The sequence below is a fragment of the Oerskovia sp. NPDC060338 genome (assembly GCF_042726295.1).
GTDB classification, from domain to species: domain Bacteria; phylum Actinomycetota; class Actinomycetes; order Actinomycetales; family Cellulomonadaceae; genus Oerskovia; species Oerskovia merdavium.
In genome coordinates this window covers 291,275-308,945 of the sequence record NZ_JBHXCQ010000003.1, presented here as the reverse complement: position 1 = coordinate 308,945, position 17,671 = coordinate 291,275, and the positions used below count along the sequence as shown (strand labels likewise).

At 72.2% G+C, this 17,671-nt stretch carries 18 protein-coding genes; 11 read left to right on the top strand and 7 right to left on the bottom strand.

Annotation, left to right across the window (positions count from 1 at the left end):
- Nucleotides 1-337: 337 nt before the first annotated feature.
- Nucleotides 338-1,507: an Mrp/NBP35 family ATP-binding protein gene (locus tag ACFWGN_RS05505; RefSeq protein WP_377616033.1), complete on the bottom strand. Its 1,170-nt coding sequence runs from the start codon at nucleotides 1,505-1,507 to the stop codon at nucleotides 338-340.
- Nucleotides 1,508-1,541: 34 nt separating this feature from the next.
- On the opposite strand from ACFWGN_RS05505, the gene ACFWGN_RS05500 reads away from it, so the two are divergent.
- Nucleotides 1,542-2,339: a maleylpyruvate isomerase N-terminal domain-containing protein gene (locus ACFWGN_RS05500; protein ID WP_377616032.1), complete on the top strand. Its 798-nt coding sequence runs from the start codon at nucleotides 1,542-1,544 to the stop codon at nucleotides 2,337-2,339.
- A 9-nt stretch (nucleotides 2,340-2,348) separates the two neighbouring features.
- On the opposite strand, the gene ACFWGN_RS05495 is transcribed toward ACFWGN_RS05500, so the two are convergent.
- Entirely contained in the window at nucleotides 2,349-2,987 is a 639-nt protein-coding gene (locus ACFWGN_RS05495) for a DUF1003 domain-containing protein (protein ID WP_377616030.1), read from the bottom strand.
- A complete protein-coding gene (locus tag ACFWGN_RS05490) occupies nucleotides 2,980-4,302 on the bottom strand; it encodes a magnesium transporter MgtE N-terminal domain-containing protein (protein WP_191801211.1) in 1,323 nt (440 codons plus the stop codon). The genes ACFWGN_RS05495 and ACFWGN_RS05490 overlap by 8 nt, the downstream gene beginning before the upstream one ends.
- A gap of 318 nt (nucleotides 4,303-4,620) precedes the next feature.
- Here ACFWGN_RS05490 and ACFWGN_RS05485 point away from each other — a divergent pair, with 318 nt between their 5' ends.
- The 9 genes from ACFWGN_RS05485 (at nucleotide 4,621) to ACFWGN_RS05445 (ending at nucleotide 13,554) form a co-directional block, all read left to right on the top strand.
- Nucleotides 4,621-5,862: an extracellular solute-binding protein gene (locus ACFWGN_RS05485; RefSeq protein ID WP_377616029.1), complete on the top strand. Its 1,242-nt coding sequence runs from the start codon at nucleotides 4,621-4,623 to the stop codon at nucleotides 5,860-5,862.
- Nucleotides 5,863-5,966: 104 nt separating this feature from the next.
- On the top strand, nucleotides 5,967-6,911 hold the full coding sequence (locus ACFWGN_RS05480; protein ID WP_377616028.1) for a carbohydrate ABC transporter permease: 945 nt from the start codon (nucleotides 5,967-5,969) through the stop codon (nucleotides 6,909-6,911).
- Nucleotides 6,908-7,822, top strand: coding sequence for a carbohydrate ABC transporter permease (locus ACFWGN_RS05475; RefSeq protein WP_377616027.1), 915 nt, complete (start codon nucleotides 6,908-6,910; stop codon nucleotides 7,820-7,822). The genes ACFWGN_RS05480 and ACFWGN_RS05475 overlap by 4 nt, the downstream gene beginning before the upstream one ends.
- Nucleotides 7,819-8,685 carry a DeoR/GlpR family DNA-binding transcription regulator gene (locus ACFWGN_RS05470; RefSeq protein WP_235534247.1) on the top strand — a complete coding sequence of 289 codons (867 nt, stop codon included), beginning with the start codon at nucleotides 7,819-7,821 and terminating at the stop codon, nucleotides 8,683-8,685. The genes ACFWGN_RS05475 and ACFWGN_RS05470 overlap by 4 nt, the downstream gene beginning before the upstream one ends.
- A gap of 104 nt (nucleotides 8,686-8,789) precedes the next feature.
- Complete coding sequence (locus ACFWGN_RS05465; RefSeq protein ID WP_377616026.1) at nucleotides 8,790-9,686, top strand: SIS domain-containing protein; 897 nt, start codon at nucleotides 8,790-8,792, stop codon at nucleotides 9,684-9,686.
- A complete protein-coding gene (locus tag ACFWGN_RS05460) occupies nucleotides 9,683-10,732 on the top strand; it encodes an ROK family protein (RefSeq protein WP_377616025.1) in 1,050 nt (349 codons plus the stop codon). Before ACFWGN_RS05465 ends, ACFWGN_RS05460 begins: the two co-directional genes overlap by 4 nt.
- Entirely contained in the window at nucleotides 10,729-11,709 is a 981-nt protein-coding gene (locus ACFWGN_RS05455; RefSeq protein WP_377616024.1) for a 1-phosphofructokinase family hexose kinase, read from the top strand. The genes ACFWGN_RS05460 and ACFWGN_RS05455 overlap by 4 nt, the downstream gene beginning before the upstream one ends.
- The gene (locus ACFWGN_RS05450; RefSeq protein WP_191801199.1) at nucleotides 11,710-12,546 is read left to right on the top strand and encodes a class II fructose-bisphosphate aldolase; all 837 of its coding nucleotides are present in this window, start codon (nucleotides 11,710-11,712) and stop codon (nucleotides 12,544-12,546) included.
- 138 nt (nucleotides 12,547-12,684) lie between these two features.
- Complete coding sequence (locus ACFWGN_RS05445; RefSeq protein WP_377616023.1) at nucleotides 12,685-13,554, top strand: general stress protein; 870 nt, start codon at nucleotides 12,685-12,687, stop codon at nucleotides 13,552-13,554.
- Here ACFWGN_RS05445 and ACFWGN_RS05440 read toward each other — a convergent pair.
- Nucleotides 13,551-14,033 carry a cupin domain-containing protein gene (locus ACFWGN_RS05440; protein ID WP_377616022.1) on the bottom strand — a complete coding sequence of 161 codons (483 nt, stop codon included), beginning with the start codon at nucleotides 14,031-14,033 and terminating at the stop codon, nucleotides 13,551-13,553. The two genes, ACFWGN_RS05445 and ACFWGN_RS05440, sit on opposite strands and share 4 nt — an antisense overlap.
- A gap of 92 nt (nucleotides 14,034-14,125) precedes the next feature.
- Here ACFWGN_RS05440 and ACFWGN_RS05435 point away from each other — a divergent pair, with 92 nt between their 5' ends.
- On the top strand, nucleotides 14,126-14,617 hold the full coding sequence (locus ACFWGN_RS05435; protein WP_377616021.1) for a MarR family winged helix-turn-helix transcriptional regulator: 492 nt from the start codon (nucleotides 14,126-14,128) through the stop codon (nucleotides 14,615-14,617).
- Nucleotides 14,618-14,674: 57 nt separating this feature from the next.
- Here ACFWGN_RS05435 and ACFWGN_RS05430 read toward each other — a convergent pair whose 3' ends face one another.
- From ACFWGN_RS05430 to ACFWGN_RS05420, 3 genes are all read right to left on the bottom strand, one after another.
- Nucleotides 14,675-15,670: a TetR/AcrR family transcriptional regulator gene (locus ACFWGN_RS05430; protein ID WP_377616020.1), complete on the bottom strand. Its 996-nt coding sequence runs from the start codon at nucleotides 15,668-15,670 to the stop codon at nucleotides 14,675-14,677.
- 84 nt (nucleotides 15,671-15,754) lie between these two features.
- Nucleotides 15,755-16,594, bottom strand: coding sequence for an ABC transporter permease (locus tag ACFWGN_RS05425; RefSeq protein ID WP_377616019.1), 840 nt, complete (start codon nucleotides 16,592-16,594; stop codon nucleotides 15,755-15,757).
- Nucleotides 16,591-17,616, bottom strand: coding sequence for an ATP-binding cassette domain-containing protein (locus tag ACFWGN_RS05420; protein ID WP_377616018.1), 1,026 nt, complete (start codon nucleotides 17,614-17,616; stop codon nucleotides 16,591-16,593). The genes ACFWGN_RS05425 and ACFWGN_RS05420 overlap by 4 nt, the downstream gene beginning before the upstream one ends.
- Nucleotides 17,617-17,671 lie beyond the last annotated feature (55 nt).

The window sequence follows — 17,671 nt, the reverse complement described above, 5'->3', positions numbered from 1 at the left end:
GAAGACTAGGGGGTGGGCGAGCGCCCACGTATCCACCCCAGGTATGAGATGGATGCGTGAAAGATCACGATCGGGTCAGTTTCCTGCCGCGATGTCTGCCTGTGTCCCCCTGGACAACCCTCATTGGTCGCACTTCTGACAAACGATCTGCGCACCATACACCGGAGGAGGACCACGGGGACCGCGCGTCCGGTCGCCGCGCCCGGCGTGAGGTGCGGTCGCGCAGTCGGCACTCGTCGGGATCCCCGGGTGGGCCCGGGGAGAGGAGAGGCCCGACGACGACGGGCCCGGTCGGTACGGACCGGGCCCGGGTGCGGGACGTGTGAGGTGACGAGGCCTAGACGGGCGAGAGCCCGAGGCGGCGGCCTGCGAGCCCGCGGCTGCGGGTCGCGAGGTGCGTCGCGACCTGGCGCAGCGCGACCGCGGCCGGCGACGAGGGGTTCGTCAGCACGACGGGCGTGCCGGCGTCACCGGCCTCGCGCAGGGTCACGTCGAGCGGGACCTGTCCGAGGAGCTCCACGGTGCCGCCCGTCGCCTTGGACAGGTTCTCGGCGACCTTGGCCCCGCCTCCGGACCCGAACAGCTCGAGCCGGGACCCGTCCGGCTGCTCGAGCCACGACATGTTCTCGACGACGCCGAGCACGCCCTGCTGCGTCTGCGTCGCGATCGACCCCGCGCGCTCGGCGACCTCGGCGGCCGCGACCTGCGGGGTGGTGACCACCACGATCTCGCTCGACGGCAGGAGCTGGGCGACCGAGATCGCGATGTCGCCCGTGCCCGGCGGCAGGTCGAGCAGGAGCACGTCCAGGTCGCCCCAGTAGACGTCCGCGAGGAACTGCTGGAGCGCGCGGTGCAGCATGGGACCGCGCCAGATCACGGGCTGCCCCTGCGGCACGAACATGCCGATCGAGACGACCTTGACCCCGTGCGCGACGGGCGGCAGCAGCATGTTGTCCACGCGCGTCGGAGCCCGGTCCACGCCCAGCATGCGCGGGATCGAGAAGCCGTAGATGTCGGCGTCGACCACGCCCACGTTGAGGCCGTCCGCGGCGAGCGCGACCGCGAGGTTGGCGGTCACCGACGACTTGCCCACGCCGCCCTTGCCCGAGGCGATCGCGTAGACCTTGGTCAACGAGTCCGGCTTGGCGAACGGGATCTCGGGTTCGCCCACACCCCCGCGCAGCATGGTGCGCAGCTCCGATCGCTGCTCGGCGCTCATGACGCCCAGGTCGACGTCGACCTTCCCGACACCGGCCACGGTCTGCGCGGCCGCCGTGACGTCCTTGACCAGGGTCGACTTCATGGGGCAGCCCGCGACGGTCAGGTCGATGCCGACCACGACGTGCGCCCCCCCCGGGGCAGCGGCGTCGACGCTCACGTCGACCGAGCGCACCATCCCCAGCTCGGTCACGGGGCGCCGGATCTCCGGGTCCATGACCTGGGTCAGAGCCGTCCGGACGAGGTCCTCGAGTGCATCGGTCGTGGGTGTTGCGGAGCCGCCAGCCATGGCCCCATCCTAAGCGGGCGTCTAGCGTTCGAGGATGGACGCCCTCGCCTCGATCGCCCGTGACTCGGCTCTCTTCCTCGACGCCGTCCGTGCGGCGCGGCCGGACGCGCGCGTACCGGCCTGCCCCGAGTGGGGCGCGGCGGACCTGACGTACCACCTGGCCGAGGTGCAGGACTTCTGGAGCGCCGTCGTCGGGCCTGCGGAAGGGCGCGGGCTCGACGGCGACGACGTGCGCACGCTCCGACGGCCCGACGACGACGCGGCGCTGCCGACGCTCGCCGCCGAGGCGACCGCCCGGCTGCTCGCCGCGCTCGCGGGCCGGGACCCCCACGAGCCGTGCTGGTCGTGGCACGACGCGGGCCGTACCGTCGGCTGGGTCCGGCGCCGGCAGGCGCACGAGGCCCTCGTCCATCGCGTCGACGCCGAGCAGACCGCGGGCCGGGACGTCACGAGCGCCGACCCCGAGGTGGCCGCGGACGGGGTCGACGAGATCCTGCGCGTGCTGGTCGACGGCATCCCCGAGTGGGCGACCTTTGCTCCCGACGGGAGCACGATCTCGGTCGCGGTCGACGGGCCGGGCGAGACACCCCGCTCGTGGGAGCTGGCGTTCGGGCGCCTCACAGGGACCGGGCCCGAGTCGGGCACCGCGTACGACCTCGACTCGGCACAGCTCGTGGACCTGCCGGGATCGACGAGCGCGCAGGTCTCGGGGGCCGCCTGGGACCTCGACCTGTGGCTCTGGGGGCGTGGGGAACGGGACGGGCTGGTCGTCCGCGGGGACGCGGCGCTCGCGGACCGCCTGCGGGCGGTCGCGGTGCAGGAGACGCAGTAGCCGTTCGCGTCAGCGCGGCTCCGGCGGGGCGTCCGCACGGCGGCCGCCTCCCGAGGACCGGCGCGCGTCGCGCGCCCCCGACCGCGAGGACGGGGAGGACCGGGGGAGCGGGGCGTCGAGCCCGGGCTCCGTGCCGTCGCCGCGGGCGGCCTCGGCCGCCTCCGCGCGCTCGGTCTCCTTCTCGTCGAGCTCCTCGAGCAGGTTGCGGATCTCGGAGCGGACGAAGTCGCGCGTCGCGACCTCGCTCAGCGCGATGCGCAGCGCCGCCATCTCCCGTGCGAGGTACTCGGTGTCCGCGAGGTTGCGCTCGCCGCGCTGGCGGTCCTGCTCGGCGCTCACGCGGTCGCGGTCCGTCTGGCGGTTCTGCGCGAGCAGGATGAGCGGTGCCGAGTAGGACGCCTGGAGCGAGAGCATCAGGGTCAGGGCCGTGAAGCCGAGCGCGGCAGAGTCGAACCGCAGGGACTCGGGTCCCCAGGTGTTGAACCCGAGCCACAGGAGGCAGAAGACCGTCATGTAGAGCAGGAACCGCGGGGTGCCCATGAAGCGGGCGATGCCCTCGGAGATCTTGCCGAACGCGTCCTGCTCGACCCGCACGCGGGGCAGCAGGGTGCGGCGCGCGGCCTTGGGGGTGTCGAGGCGCTCAGCCACGGTGACCTCCTCGGCGGACGGGGAACGCGGACGACGCGGGGGTCTGGGTGCCCAGGCTCGTCTCCTCGGACTCGTCGTCGGTCTCGCGCCAGTCGTCCGGGAGCATGTGGTCGAGCACGTCGTCGACGCTGATGGCGCCGAGCAGGCGCTTCTCGTCGTCGAGCACGGGCAGCGCGAGCAGGTCGTAGGCCGCGAGCAGGCGCGTGACGCGCCCGAGCGGCGCGTCGGGTCGCACCCACTCGATGTCCGAGTCGAGCACCGACCCGACCGAGACGTGCGGGGGTTCGCGCAGGAGCTTCTGGAAGTGCACGATGCCGAGGAAGCGGCCCGTGGGGGTCTCGAGCGGCGGGCGCACGACGAACACCATCGCGGCGAGCGCCGGGGGCACGTCCTGGCGGCGGATCTGGGCGAGCGCGGTGGCGATCGTCGTCTCGGGGCCGAGGATCACGGGCTCGGTCGTCATGAGGCCGCCTGCGGTGTCCTCGTCGTAGGCGAGCAGGCGTCGGACGTCGCGCGCCTCCTCGGGCTCCATGAGCTCGAGGAGCTCGGCGGCCTGCTCCTGCGGGAGCTCGTGGAGGAGGTCCGCGGCGTCGTCGGGCTGCATGGCCTCGAGGACGTCGGCGGCACGGTCGGTGTCGAGGCCCGAGAGGATCGCGACCTGGTCGTCCTCGGGCAGCTCCTCCAGGACGTCGGCGAGGCGCTCGTTGTCGAGCGCCGTGGCGACCTCGAGGCGGCGCGTGTCTCCCAGGTCGTGCAGGACGTCGGCGAGGTCGGCCGGCTTGAGGTCGTCGTAGGCCGCGAGCAGACGGGCCGCGCCCTGGGTCTCGGGTGTGCCGGCGAGCCCCGTGACGGCACCGATCTCGACGACGAACGCGTCGCCGCGCCGCCGGATGCCGAGCGCGTTGGGGGCGGTCTGGCGGCGCACGAAGAGCTGGTTGACGAGCCAGTCGCCCGTGCGCTGCTTCTCGATCGAGAGGTCCTCGACGGTCGCGGACCCCGACCCGTCGACGAACTGGACGGTGCGGTCGAGGAGCTCGCTGACCGCCAGGGTCTCCATGGCGCGCTGCTCGAAGCGGCGCATGTTGACGAGCCCGGTGCTGATGACCTGCCCGGCGTCGATGCTCGTGACGCGGGTCAGGGGCAGGAACACGCGCCGTCTCCCGGGGACCTCGACCACGAGACCCACCGCGCGCGGAGCGCCCTTGGGACGGAGCAGGACGACGACGTCACGCACGCGTCCGACCTGGTCACCGAGGGGATCGAACACCGCCGTACCGGCCAGGCGCGCGACGAAGACGCGGGTAGTTGCACTCACGTCGCAAGACTACGCACCACCCGTGGGGGCGGCGCCCCGACGGGCCGCGCGAGGTGGGTGCGGTCGGGCGCGCTGCTCGCACGGCGGGCGTCGTCCTGCGAGGGCGTGCGGACCGTGGCCAAGTCGTGACCTTCTTTCGGGGAGAGACCACTGGACTAGACGAGTTGAACCTGCTTGAATCTGGAACCAACGAGGCGCAATCGATCAAGATCTGTCATCCTGGATGACGGAACGTGACGGAGCCCTCATCGCGGCAGAGCACCCTGCAGCGACACAGCTCGAGCAACACCTCAAAGCAATGAAGCGGAGGAAGTACTCATGAAGAACCCGATCCGGCTCGTCAGCATGACGATCGTCGCGGGCCTCGCCCTCTCGGCGTGCGGCTTCGGCGGCGACAGCGGCAGCGACAGCACGGCGGCCGACGGCGCCACGACCCTGAACCTCCTGGTCCCCACCTACTCCGACCAGACGAAGTCGCTCTGGGAGGACGTGATCAAGGGCTTCGAGGCCGAGAACACGGACATCGACGTCAAGCTCGAGGTCCAGTCCTGGGACAACATCAACGACGTGGTCCGCACCAAGGTCCAGTCGAACCAGGCCCCCGACATCCTCAACATCGACGCCTTCGCAGGGTTCGTCGAGGACGACCTGCTCTACTCGGCCGACGAGGTCCTCTCGCCCGAGACCATCGCGGACTTCCAGGAGTCGTTCGTCGAGAACGCCTCGATCGACGGCAAGCAGTACGGTCTGCCGCTCATCGCCTCGGCCCGCACCATGTTCTACAACAAGGACATCTTCGAGCAGGCGGGCGTCGCGGCGCCCCCCACCACGTGGGACGAGCTCGAGGCAGCGGCGACCAAGATCTCTGCGCTGGGCGACGTGTACGGCTACGGCCTGCCGCTCGGCTCGGAGGAGGCTCAGGCCGAGGCCGGCATCTGGTTCTTCGGCGGAGGCGGCGGCTACGGCGACGCGTCCGAGATCACGGTCGACACCCCGGAGAACCTCGAGGCGACGCAGTTCTTCCAGAAGCTCGCCACGAGCGGGCTCACGCAGCCCGACGCCGGAGCGTCCGACCGCACGCCCCTCATCGACACGTTCATCCAGGGCAAGATCGGCATGATCGTCGGCCTGCCGCCCACGATCGGGCAGATCGCCGAGAAGAACCCCGACCTGAACTACGGCACCGCGCCGATCGCCACCAAGGACGGCTCGCCCGTCACGCTGGGGGTCGCCGACCACCTGATGGCGTTCAAGAACGACGGCAAGAAGCAGGACGCGATCACGAAGTTCCTCGACTACTACTACACGCCCGACGTGTACGTGCCGTGGGTCGACGCCGAGGGCTTCATCCCCGTCACGAAGTCCGGCTCGGAGGAGCTCGCGACCAAGGAGTCGATCGCTCCGTTCCTCGCGCTCCTGCCCGACGCGCAGTTCTACCCGTCGACGAACCCGCAGTGGTCGGCCACGCAGGGGGCGATGCAGTCGCTCATCGGACAGGTCGCGCAGGGCAAGGACGCGGCAGCGGTCCTCCAGGAGATCCAGGCCAAGGCCGACTCCTGACCCCGGACCGGTAACTGCCCGTCCAGCAGTCCTGGTCCCCGCGGCGCGCGGCCGGCTCGACCGGCCGCCCCGCGGGGACCAGGACCCGGCACCGAAGGACCTCGATGAGCTCGACCACCACCACCGCCCCGGCGCCAGCCGCCGGTTCACCCGAGCGGCCACGCCGCTCGTTCCGGGACCTGCTCACCGCACTTCCCTGGATCGGTCCCAGCCTCGCGCTGATCATCCTGATCGTCCTGTTCCCCGCGGGGTACATGGTCTTCAGCTCGACCCGTGACATCTCGCAGTCGGGCATCGACCGGGGGAGCGCCGGGTTCCAGAACTACCTGGACGTCTTCGCCATCCCCGCGCTGCCTCGCGTGCTCGCGAACACCGCGGTGTGGGTCGTCGCCGTCGTCGCCCTCACGGTCGTCCTGTCGCTCGCGCTGTCGAACTTCCTCAACAAGCAGTTCCCGGGCCGGCAGATCGTGCGCCTCGCGGTCATCGTCCCGTGGGCCGCGAGCGTCGTGATGACCACGACCGTCGTGTACTACGGGCTCCAGCCCAACTACGGCATCATCAACCAGTTCCTGGCGGACGTCGGCATCCTCGACAGCCCGGACTTCGGCTTCACCAAGAACGCCACGTCGGCGTTCGTCGTCGCGATCGTCGTGGCGGTGTTCGTCTCGCTGCCGTTCACGACGTACACGCTCCTCGCCGGGCTCCAGTCGATCCCGGGCGACGTGGTCGAGGCGGCACGCATGGACGGCGCCTCGCACCGGCAGGTCTACTTCTCGATCATCCTGCCGCAGCTCAAGCCGGCTCTCGCCGTCGCCGCGATCATCAACATCATCAACGTCTTCAACTCGCTGCCGATCCTGCGACTCATGACGGGGTCGATCCCGGGGTACGACGCGGACACCACGACCACGCTCATCTTCAAGCTCATCCAGTCCGACCGTGCGGTCGACCAGGCGAGCGCCCTGTCGGTCGTGAACTTCGTGATCGTGATCGCGGTCATCGCGCTCTACATGCGCATCGTCAAGCCGATGAAGGGAGTGGACGAGTGAGCAACGGAGTCCTGACGCGCGAGCCCGACGCCCGTCCCGCCCAGCCCCTCAAGAAGGCCTCGAGGTACGCGACCGGCGGCCCCGGCTCGGGCGGGTCGATCCCCGGGCGGGTCGTCGCGGGCATCCTCGTGGCGCTGCTCTTCCTGCTGCCCTACGGCATCATGCTGTTCGGCTCGCTCAAGAGCCGTGCCGAGATCCTGCGGATCCCACCGACGTACTTCCCCGAGCAGTGGCACCTCGACAACTACGTCACCATGTGGTCCACGCCGGAGACGCCGCTCCCGCAGAACCTCGTCTCCACGATCGTCATCTCGGTCGCGGCGACGGTCCTGGTCCTGATCGTGGCCCTGCCGGCCGCGTACTTCACGGCCCGCTTCCGGTTCCCGGGCCGCATGGCCTTCCTGTTCCTCGTGCTGGTCACGCAGATGCTCCAGCCGGCCGTGCTCGTGGCGGGCCTGTTCCGACAGTTCCTCGCGTTCGGGATCGTCGACACCTGGCTCGCGATGATCCTGGTCAACGCAGCCTTCAACCTGGCGTTCGCGGTGTGGATCATGCACAGCTTCTTCGCGAGCGTCCCGAAGGAGATCGACGAGGCCGCGCAGATCGACGGTGCGGGGCGCTGGGCGACGCTGTTCCGCATCAACCTGCCGTTGGTCTGGCCCGGTATCGTGACGGCGATCATCTTCACCTTCGTCGCTGCGTGGAACGAGTTCGCCGCCAGCCTCGTCATTCTCTCGACAGCCGGCAACCAGCCGCTGTCCGTGGCGCTGACGAAGTTCGTGGGTCAGTACGACTCGGCGTGGCAGTACGTGTTCGGCGTCTCGATCGTCGCCATCGTGCCTGTCATCATCCTCTTCGCGATCATCGAGAAGCGTCTCGTCGGAGGTCTGACCGCAGGGAGCATCAAGTGACACGCATCGAGGACGCGACCCACGAGCTCGGCGGCGCTGCCGCCGAGCCGTCGGGCGGACTCAGCAAGTCGGTCCGCTGGGAGCGCATGCTCGCGCTCCTGGCGGACCGCCGCCGGCTCTCCGTCACCGAGGTGGCGGAGCTGTTCGGCACCTCGGAGTCGACCGTGCGCCGGGACTTCGACCAGATGGCCGACCGCCAGCTCGCGCACCGTACCCACGGGGGGATCGTCGCGGCCTCGGTCGCGTACGGCCTGCCCGGCCGGTACGGCAAGCAGCTCGACGACCGCCAGCGTCTCGCGGAGGCGGCGGCCCACCTGGTCACGCAGCGCCACGCGGACCAGGCCGTCATCGGGTTCAACGGCGGGCGCACCACGACCCTGGTCGCCAAGGCGCTCGGCGAGCTCTCGGACCAGGGGTCCGAGCACGCGGCCCGCAACGGCGAGCACGTCTACACGATCGTGACGAGCGCGCTCAACATCGCCGCCGAGCTGGTCCTGCGCCCGCAGCTGCGCACGGTGTGCCTGGGCGGCACGGCGCGCGCCCAGTCCTACGAGCTCACGGGCCCCATGGCCGTGAGCATGGCCCGCACCCTGTGGCTCGACGTGCTCGTGCTCGGCATGGTCGGCATCGACGCCCAGGCGGGGCTCACGTGCGGCGACCCCGACGAGGCCGGGGTCACGTCCGCGCTCGTCGAGCACTCGCGCCACGTGATCGCCGTCGGGACCTCCGACAAGGTCGGCGAGCGCTCGTTCGCGCAGATCTGCGACATCTCCCGCATCACCACGCTCGTCACCGACTCGGGCGCGACCGAGGAACAGCTCGCGCCCCTGCGGGATGCAGGCGTCGAGGTCATCGTCGTCTAGGACGAGACCTCGCCGCTCCCGCCTCACACGTCCGCACCACGACGGACGCCGGACCGCGCCGACCGCGCAGCCCGGTGGCCACACCAGAAGGGTTTGACATCACCATGAGCACCTCCCACGTCAGCGTCGAGATCGCGAGCCAGCCCCAGGTCTGGCGCGAGGCGGCCCGCCTCGCCGCCGAGAGCGCCGCGGTCCTCCCGCAGCCGGGCGAGCGCGTCGCGATCGTCGGTTGCGGCACGTCCTGGTTCATCGCCCAGGCCTACGCGGCCCGCCGCGAGGAGCTGGGTCAGGGGGTCACGGACGCGTTCGCCGGCAGCGAGTACCCGGCGGGCCGTGAGTACGACCGTGTCGTGGCGATCACCCGTTCCGGGACGACCACCGAGATCCTGCACCTCCTCGAGGTGCTCGACGGCAAGCAGCGCACCCTGGCGATCGTCGGCGACCCGACCTCGCCCGGCGCGAGCGCAGCGGACGACGTGGTCGTGATGCCCTTCGCCGACGAGCAGTCCGTGGTCCAGACCCGGTTCGCGACGGCCGCGCTCACGCTCCTGCGCGCGGGACTGGGCGACGACATCGAGGCGCTCGCGACCGCGGCGGAAGAGGTCGTGGGCTGGGAGGTCCCCGAGGCCGTGCTGGCCCGCACCCAGTTCACGTTCCTGGGTCGCGGCATGGCCGTGGGGCTCGCGAACGAGGCCGGGCTCAAGATGCGCGAGGCGTCCCTCGCGTGGGCCGAGTCGTACCCGGCCATGGACTACCGCCACGGCCCCATCAGCATCTCCGACGAGACCAGCGCCGTCTTCCTGCTCGGTGCCGAGGTCCCGGGCCTGGTCGAGGACATCGAGCGCACGGGGGCCCTCGTGGTCCGCTTCGACGAGGACGCGCAGCTCACGCTCGTGCGCTGCCAGCTCCTGTCGGTCGCGAACGCCGAGCGCAAGGGCCTGGACCCCGACGCCCCGCGCCACCTGACGCGCTCGATCATCCTGGAGGACTCGGCATCATGATGGTCGGGGAAGAGCAGCTCGCCTTCCCCGCCGTCCCGGAGCTCCTGTCGCCGTCCCACGGAGGGGCGGCGACCGGGGCCCCGGGGGCGGGCCTGCGTCGGGCGGTGATCGCGCTCGACGTCGGCGGGACCGACATCAAGTCCGCGATCGTCACGCGCGGCAGCGACCCGGACGCGCTCGACGAGATCCTCGTCGAGCGGGTCACCCCGACCCGCGCGGCCGACGGCCCCGAGGCCTCGGTCGCCGCGGTCCTGGCGGCCGTCGAGGCGCTGCGTGCCGAGGTGCCCGCGGGGTACCAGGTCCTGGGTGTGGGCCTCGCGGTGCCGGGCACGGTCGACGAGTCGGCGGGCCTCGTCGTGAGCGCCGAGAACCTCGACTGGGTCGACCTGCCGCTGCGGCAGGTCGTCGCGGACGCGACGGGCCTGCCCGTGGGTTTCGGCCACGACGTGCGCGCGGGGGGCCTCGCCGAGGCCCGCCTGGGTGCGGGCCGCGGAGCGCCCGACCACGCCTACGTGTCGATCGGCACGGGCATCGCCGCGGCGGTCGTGCTGCACGGTCAGGTCTACGTGGGTGGCGGGTACGCGGGCGAGATCGGTCACGGTGGTGCGCACGGCGGGGCGTCGTGCCCCTGCGGTGGCACCGGTTGTGCGGAGACGTTCGCGTCGGCCGCGGGCATGGCGCGCAGCTACCGCGAGCTCACGGGCGCGACGTCCGACGAGGTCCCCGGCTCGGCCGAGGTCCTGGCACGTGCCCACGCGGGCGACGTCGTGGCCCGCGAGGTCTGGGACCGCGCGATCGACCGGCTCGGCGAGCTGGTCGCCGAGATGGTCCGCCTCCTCGCGCTGCCGGTCGTCGTGATCGGCGGCGGTCTCGTGCGCGCGGGTGACGACCTCATGGTCCCGCTCGACGCCGCGGTGCGCTCGTACCTCACGATCCATCCCGCGCCCCGGCTCGTCCCGGCCACGCTCGGGTCGGCGGCCGGCACGTACGGGGCGTCGGTCCTCGCGTGGGACGCCGTGACCGCTGCGGCGCTGGAGGCGCTGTGACGGCCGGCAGGCAGGTCCGGGTCCTGTGCCTCACACCCAACCCCGCGTGGGACGTGACCTACGGCGTCGACCGTCTGGACCCGGGCGAGGCGCTGCGGGTCCGGTCCGTCGCGGCCCGCGCGGGCGGCAAGGGGGTCAACGTCGCGCGCGTCGTGCGCGCGCTGGGCGGCGTCTCGGTCGCGGTCGCCCCCGTGGGCGGCATCCTCGCGCCGGCCTTCGCGGCCGACCTCGAGGCCGCGGGCCAGCCCGCGACGCTCGTCCCGGTGGCGGGTGCGTTGCGGCAGGCGGTCGCGGTGGTCCCGGAGCACGCAGGGCCCGACGACGGAGGTCACCCCACGGTCCTCAACGAACCGGGGGCCGTGCTCACGGAGGAGGAGTGGGGGCTGCTCGTCCGCACCGCGGTCGGCCTCGCGGTGGACCGCCCGGTCGTGACGATCTCCGGCTCGCTGCCTCCCGGCACGACGCAGGACCGGTTCACCGGTCTGGTGCGTGCGCTGCGCGAGGCCGGCTGCCCGGTCCACGTCGACGTGTCGGGGCCCGGGCTGCTCTGGGCCGCCCAGGCGGGCGCGGACCTCATCAAGCCCAACCGCGCCGAGCTCGCCGAGGCGACCGGGACGCCCGACCTGGCCCAGGGCGTGGCCGCGCTGCAGCGCCTGGGTGCGCACGACGTCGTCGTGACCGACGGCGAGAAGGGGCTCGCGGCGTTCGAGCCCGGGTCCACGGCGCCCGCGGCGCGGGCCCGGCTCGACGCCCCGGTGCACGGCAACCCGACCGGCGCCGGTGACGCGGCCATGGCGGCGCTCGCGGTGAGCGTCGGCCGGCCCTGGGCCGAGCGCCTGGCCCTGACCGTCGCCACGTCGGCCGCAGCGGTGCTGCAGCCCGTCGCGGGCGAGGTCGACCCCGAGGACGTGCGGCTGCTCGCCGACCGCGTCCTGACCGAGAACGTGAACGACACCCCGAGAACCACGGAGGACTGAATGCCGCTCGTCACCGCCAGCCAGCTGATCTACGGAGCCCGCGCCGAGCGTCGGGGGGTCGGCGCGTTCAACGTGATCCAGGTCGAGCACGCCGAGGCCTTCGTGGCCGCGGCCGCCCGTGCCGGCACGGGCGTCGTCCTGCAGATCAGCCAGAACGCCGCGAAGTACCACGGCGGCCTCGAACCCATCGCTCTCGCGACGCTCGCGATCGCCCGCGCGTCGAGCGCACCGGTCGTGGTCCACCTGGACCACGCCGAGGACCGCGCGCTCGTGAGCGAGGCCATCGCGCTGGGCCTGAACTCGGTCATGTACGACGGGTCCGCGCTCGACTACGAGGCCAACGTCGAGGCGACGGCCGACGTGGTGCGCGAGGCCCACGCCCGCGGGGTCTTCGTCGAGGCCGAGCTCGGCAAGGTCGGCGGCAAGGACGGCGTGCACGCCCCGGGCGTGCGCACCGACCCGGCCGAGGCCGTGGCGTTCGTCGCCGCGACCGGCGTGGACGCGCTCGCGGTCGCGGTCGGCTCGTCGCACGCCATGACCGACCGCACGGCCGCGCTCGACTTCGAGCGGATCGCCGAGCTGCGGGCGGTCGTGCCCGTGCCGCTCGTGCTGCACGGGTCCTCGGGCGTCGCCGACGCCGACCTCACGCGTGCCGTCGAGGAGGGGATGACCAAGATCAACATCTCGACCCACCTCAACAACACCCTGACGCGGGCGCTGCGCACCTACCTGGACCAGAACCCGGCCGTCGTCGACCCGCGCAAGTACCTCGGTGCGGGCCGCGACGCGATGCGCGACGAGGTCGTGCGCCTGCTGGGTGTGCTGAACGCGGCCTGACGGGGTCCTCCCGGGAGGCCGAGGGACGTCGTCGAGGGAGAGGGTGCCGGCCCTCTCCCTCGACGCGGTCCCTCCCGCGGCGATACCCCCAGAGCGAACCCCCTCGCCTCACACCGACATGTACGGGAGACTGGGCAGATGAGCATGACTCGTCCCAATTCCGCGCCCAAGGTCCCGACGCCGCCGAGCGGGGAGCAGATCGCGTCCTACGCGACCTACCTCGAGGCGCAGAAGGCCGTCGACTACCTCTCCGACAACAAGTTCGCCGTCGAGTACGTGACCATCGTCGGCACCGACCTGCGCATGGTCGAGCGCGTCATGGGCCGTCTCACGTACGGCCGGGTGGCGCTCGCGGGCCTCGCGTCCGGTGCGTGGTTCGGCCTGTTCGTGGGTCTGCTGCTGTACATGTTCAACAGCGGTGGCGGGCTGATGCTCGCCGCGATCGGTCTGGGTGCGGGTTTCGGCCTGCTGTTCTCGGTCCTGTCGTACTCGCTCACGGGGGGCAAGCGCGACTTCACGTCGTCGAGCCAGATCGTGGCGTCGTCGTACTCGCTGCTGTGCCTCGCGGAGCGCGCGGGCGACGCGCGTCGCCTCCTGTCCCAGATGCCCGACGGCGCCGCGGCCATCGCGCGTCAGGTCCCGCCGGTCGCGGGACCGGCCGGGCCGCCCGCGCAGCCGGGCCAGTGGGGACAGCCGGGCCAGGCGCCCGGCCAGCAGCCGGGCCAGACGTGGGGGGCCCAGCAGCCGCCGGCTCCGCAGGCGCCCGCTCCGGTCGCGACACCGGTCCAGACGGCCGACGCCCCGGCCCAGCCGGCCCCTCCGGTCAGGACTCCGGACCCGCGCTGGACGACGCCCTCGGGCGCGCCGCGCTACGGAGCCATGCGCAGCGACGTCACGCCGCCCGCTCCCGCTGACGGCGCGTCTGCCGAGGGGCACACCCGTCCGGCGACCGACGCCCAGGCCGCAGCCGACGGCGCGACGGACGAGACGTCGTCGGGCACGCGCTAGGTCCTTGCCACGGCCCCGGCGCGATGCCCCCGGGTCGCTCCTCCGCCGTCCGGCAGGGGACAGGTGGTGCTCGCGGGGCGGAGGGGGCTATCCGATCCAGGGGGGGGCGAGACCGGCTCGCCGGGACCCTCGGGTGAGATCGGTGTCGCCAGAGCGCCGGCGAGGCCGGTGACGACGAACTCGGCGCCCGACGCGGTGCTGACCCGGCGTGAGGCGTCGGCGCGCAGCACCACGGTGTCTCCGGCCGACAGGTCGACGGTCTCGTCGTCGACGGCCACCGTCGCTGCGCCGTCGAGCACGTGCCACGCCTGCTCGCTGTCGAACGAGTGCTGAGGACCTTGCTGACCGGCGTGCATGACGACGCGCCACAGGCTCACGGTCGTGGTGCCGCCCTGCGTGGGTGAGGCGAGCGTCGTCATCGAGGCGTTCGGTGTCTCGGTGACGCGGGTGTCCGAGCGAGCGATCTTGAGGTCAGGCATGTCGACTCCCTGGATTGACAACATGGTTGTCCATCAACGGAACCACGCCACCGCGATATCGTCAACCATGTTGTCGACAGGGAGGTCCTGAGATGAGCGAACCTGGATGGCGCGTCGTGCTCCTGCTCGCGGGCGCGTTCCGCGGCAGCATCGATGCGCTCCACGACGACCTCGCCGAGCAGGGGTACCCCGAGGTGCGGCCGTTGCACGGGTTCGCGCTCCAGGCGATCGGGCCCGACGGGTGCACGATCAACGAGCTCGGTCAGCGGCTCGGCGTCTCGAAGCAGGCGGCGGCCAAGACGGCGGCCGGCCTCGAGAAGTCCGGGTACGTCTCCCGCGAGCCGGTCCCGGGAGACCTCAGGGCGGTGCTGCTGCGCCGCACGCCCCGTGCAGAGGAGTTCCTGGCGGCCAGCGCGGCCGGGTTCGAGCGCGTCATGGACGCGTGGCGGCTCCGGCTCGGTGACGCGCGGTTCGACGCGCTGGTCGACGCGCTCGCCGACGTGGCGGACGAACGACCTGTCGGAGACCTGCCCGGCTGGCTGTCTCGACGCTCCTCGACCACCGACGAGCGGCCAGGGGGCTGACCGGCCGCACCGACGCCCGGCGGTCAGGAGGTGGCCGGAGCGGACCCCGGCCACCGCTCAGTCGCGCGCGGCGCGTTCCGCTGCGGCCTTGGCCGCGTCCCGCTCACGCTTGCGCGCCTCCTTGAGGCGCTTCTCGGCCTCGCGCACGGCCTTCTCCGCCTCGCGGCGGGCCCTGGACGCCTCCTTGACCTTGGCGTCGCGCGCGTAGAGCTCGGCGGCCTCGCGCGCCTCGTGCGGAGGGAGCGGAGACTCGGCGCGCTCGACGGGCGTCCGCTCGACGTAGACCCCGATCCCGTCGAGGACCCTCTCGAGTCCGAACACGACGTCGTCGACCCCGTCGTCGTCGCTCAGGTACGCGCCCGAGGCGACCACGGGGTGCAGGTACGGGAACCTCTCGGGGGTCACCAGCTCGGAGAAGACCTCGGCGTACGCGGCCCCGCTCACGTCGCGCCCACCGGGGTCCTGCCGGGCTCCGCGCAGCTCGCGCTGGATCCGGGCGGCACTCTGCGCGTAGCTCGTGACGAGCATGATCATCGCGAGCTTGTCGGCGTCGGACAACGACGTGTCGTGCATCGCGCGCAGACCCAGGTCGACGAACCGCAGGTTGTTGGGCGTGAGCGGGACGCCCTGGACCGCGACGTCGAGGAACCACGGGTGGGCCTCGTAGACCGCGAGGGAGGCGAGCGCGAACTCGCGCAGGCCGCGCCGCCACGTGGGCCCCTCGCCCGCGGGGATCCGCCCCTCCATGACCGCGGTGAGCTCGGGGTGCGCCCCCGAGGGAAGATCGATGTCCATCGCCTGCTCCTGCATGAGGAGCAGCAGGTCGTCCTTGCTCGTGACGTAGCGGTACAGCGACATGGTCGTGTACCCCAGGGCTGCCGCGAGCTTGCTCATCGAGAGCGCGCCGAGCCCCTCGGCGTCGGCGATCTCGATGGCCTGCTCGACGATCCGCTCGATGCTCAGCTCGCGCCGAGGGCCGCGCTGCGGGTTCTCGGCCACGCCCCACGCCAGGGCGATGGCGTGGGGCAGGCCGGGATCGGTGGTGTCCGTCATGGGTACATCATCGCCGGTCCGTGCGGGATCGCAGGTCTGCGCCGCGACGGGCGAGGGGGCGTGGGCCGCACGGGCCGAGCACCCTCAGTGCGCCGTCCGACGTCGGTAGAGGATCGACGCCCCGGCGCACGAGACCACGAACATGCCGACGAGCCACGCGAGCGCCGGCACGAGCTGCCCCGCGGTCGACGTCCCCGAGAGCAGTGCACGCAACGTCTCGATGACGGGCGTGAACGGCTGGTGCGTCGCGAAGCCGTGCAGCCACGTCGGCATGGTCTCGACCGGTACGAACCCGCTCGACAGGTAGGGCACGAACAGGAAGAACATGTTGAAGCTCGCCGCGGCGTCGACGCTCAGGACAAGGCCCGCGAGGCAGCTCAGCCACGTGAACGCGAGGACCATGAGGGCGAGATGGCCCGCGATGCCCACCCACCCGCCCAGGTCGGCTCCCGGGCTGAAGCCGAGCGCGACGGCCACGAGCAGGACGAGCGTGGCCGAGACGAGGTTGCGGACCGTGCTGGCCAGGACGTGCGCCCACAGGACCGAGGGCCCGAAGATGGGCAGGGTCTTGAAACGGTTGATCGTTCCGCTCGTCATGTCCTGGGCCACGGAGAGCGCGGCGGTCGCCGAACCGAAGCCCAGGCACAGGACCAGGATCCCGGGCACCACGTAGTCGACGTAGCTCCCGTCGTCCTCGATCGCGCCACCGAACACGATGACGAACACGAGCATGATGAGGACGGGCAGCATGAGCGCCGTGACGAGCCCGTCGACGCTGCGCAGCGTGCGACGCAGCTCGCGGCCCGTCATGGCCGAGACGTCGCGCAGCGCGGTCGCGGGGGACTGGCGGACGGCCCTCGGGGCCGTGCGCGAGGCGCGGTCGGGTACGGGTCGCCGCGTGGTGGTCGGTGCCGTGGTGCTCATCGCAGGCCTGCCTTCGTCGTCGCGGGGGAGGCCGCGGGCCGGGTGGGGACGGACGGGGTGCCCGAGGTGCTCTGCGGCGGGCGGGCGGTGCGCGCGGCGCGCGACCCCGTGAGGGCGAGGAAGACGTCGTCGAGCGAGGGCTTGACCACGGACACGCCGGTGACAGGGATGCCCTGCTCGTCGGCCCGCGCCAGGACGTCGCGGACCGTGCGGAGCGGGTCCGTCGTCGGGATCGTCGCCGCGAGGTCCTTCTCGTCGATCCCCGAGATCTCGAGCCCGATCTCCTGGACGGACGCGAGCGCGTGGGAGTCCTCGACGTCGACTCGCACGTGCTGGCCGGGGACGAGGGCCTTGAGCTCGCTCGTGGTCCCGCGCGCGACGATGCGTCCGCCGTCGAGCACCGCGATGGTGTCGGCGAGCCGGTCCGCCTCCTCGAGGTACTGGGTCGTGAGCAGGACCGTGATGCCGTCGGCCGCGAGCTCGCGGACGACGTCCCAGAGCTCGGAGCGCGACTGCGGGTCCAGGCCCGTGGTCGGCTCGTCGAGGATCAGGACCTGCGGGTTCGCGACCAGGCTGATCGCGAGGTCGAGGCGGCGTCGCATGCCGCCCGAGTAGGTCTCGACGCGTCGCCGGGCGGCGTCGGTCAGGTCGAAGCGGTCGAGGAGCGCGGCCGTGCGGGCCCTGACCGTCGCGCGGGGCAGGTGCGCGAGCGTGGCCATCATCGCGAGGTTCTCCTCGCCCGTCTGGAACTCGTCGACCGAGGCGTACTGGCCCGTGAGCGCGATGACCTCGCGGACCCGGGCGGCCTGGCGGACGACGTCGTGCCCCGCGATGGTCGCGGTGCCGGCGTCGGGCCGGACGAGGGTCGTGAGGATGTTGACGGCGGTCGTCTTGCCCGCGCCGTTGGGTCCGAGGAGCGCGAAGATCTCGCCTCGTCGGACGGACAGGTCCACGCCCTGCAGGACGGCGTGGTCTCCGTAGGACCGGGTGAGCCCCCGGACGTCGATCATCGGGTCGGGCATCGTTACCTCCGTGTGCGTCGCAGACTGTTGTGTACTTCCTACACTGTGTAGACCA

Bases quoted from the DNA above. Each gene is read 5' to 3' on its own strand.
- ACFWGN_RS05505 (WP_377616033.1), bottom strand. From the start codon at position 1,507: ATGGCTGGCGGCTCCGCAACACCCACGACCGATGCACTCGAGGACCTC.
- ACFWGN_RS05500 (WP_377616032.1), top strand. From the start codon at position 1,542: ATGGACGCCCTCGCCTCGATCGCCCGTGACTCGGCTCTCTTCCTCGAC.
- ACFWGN_RS05485 (WP_377616029.1), top strand. From the start codon at position 4,621: ATGAAGAACCCGATCCGGCTCGTCAGCATGACGATCGTCGCGGGCCTC.
- ACFWGN_RS05480 (WP_377616028.1), top strand. From the start codon at position 5,967: ATGAGCTCGACCACCACCACCGCCCCGGCGCCAGCCGCCGGTTCACCC.
- ACFWGN_RS05465 (WP_377616026.1), top strand. From the start codon at position 8,790: ATGAGCACCTCCCACGTCAGCGTCGAGATCGCGAGCCAGCCCCAGGTC.
- ACFWGN_RS05460 (WP_377616025.1), top strand. From the start codon at position 9,683: ATGATGGTCGGGGAAGAGCAGCTCGCCTTCCCCGCCGTCCCGGAGCTC.
- ACFWGN_RS05450 (WP_191801199.1), top strand. From the start codon at position 11,710: ATGCCGCTCGTCACCGCCAGCCAGCTGATCTACGGAGCCCGCGCCGAG.
- ACFWGN_RS05445 (WP_377616023.1), top strand. From the start codon at position 12,685: ATGAGCATGACTCGTCCCAATTCCGCGCCCAAGGTCCCGACGCCGCCG.
- ACFWGN_RS05440 (WP_377616022.1), bottom strand. From the start codon at position 14,033: ATGCCTGACCTCAAGATCGCTCGCTCGGACACCCGCGTCACCGAGACA.
- ACFWGN_RS05435 (WP_377616021.1), top strand. From the start codon at position 14,126: ATGAGCGAACCTGGATGGCGCGTCGTGCTCCTGCTCGCGGGCGCGTTC.
- ACFWGN_RS05430 (WP_377616020.1), bottom strand. From the start codon at position 15,670: ATGACGGACACCACCGATCCCGGCCTGCCCCACGCCATCGCCCTGGCG.
- ACFWGN_RS05425 (WP_377616019.1), bottom strand. From the start codon at position 16,594: ATGAGCACCACGGCACCGACCACCACGCGGCGACCCGTACCCGACCGC.
- ACFWGN_RS05420 (WP_377616018.1), bottom strand. From the start codon at position 17,616: ATGCCCGACCCGATGATCGACGTCCGGGGGCTCACCCGGTCCTACGGA.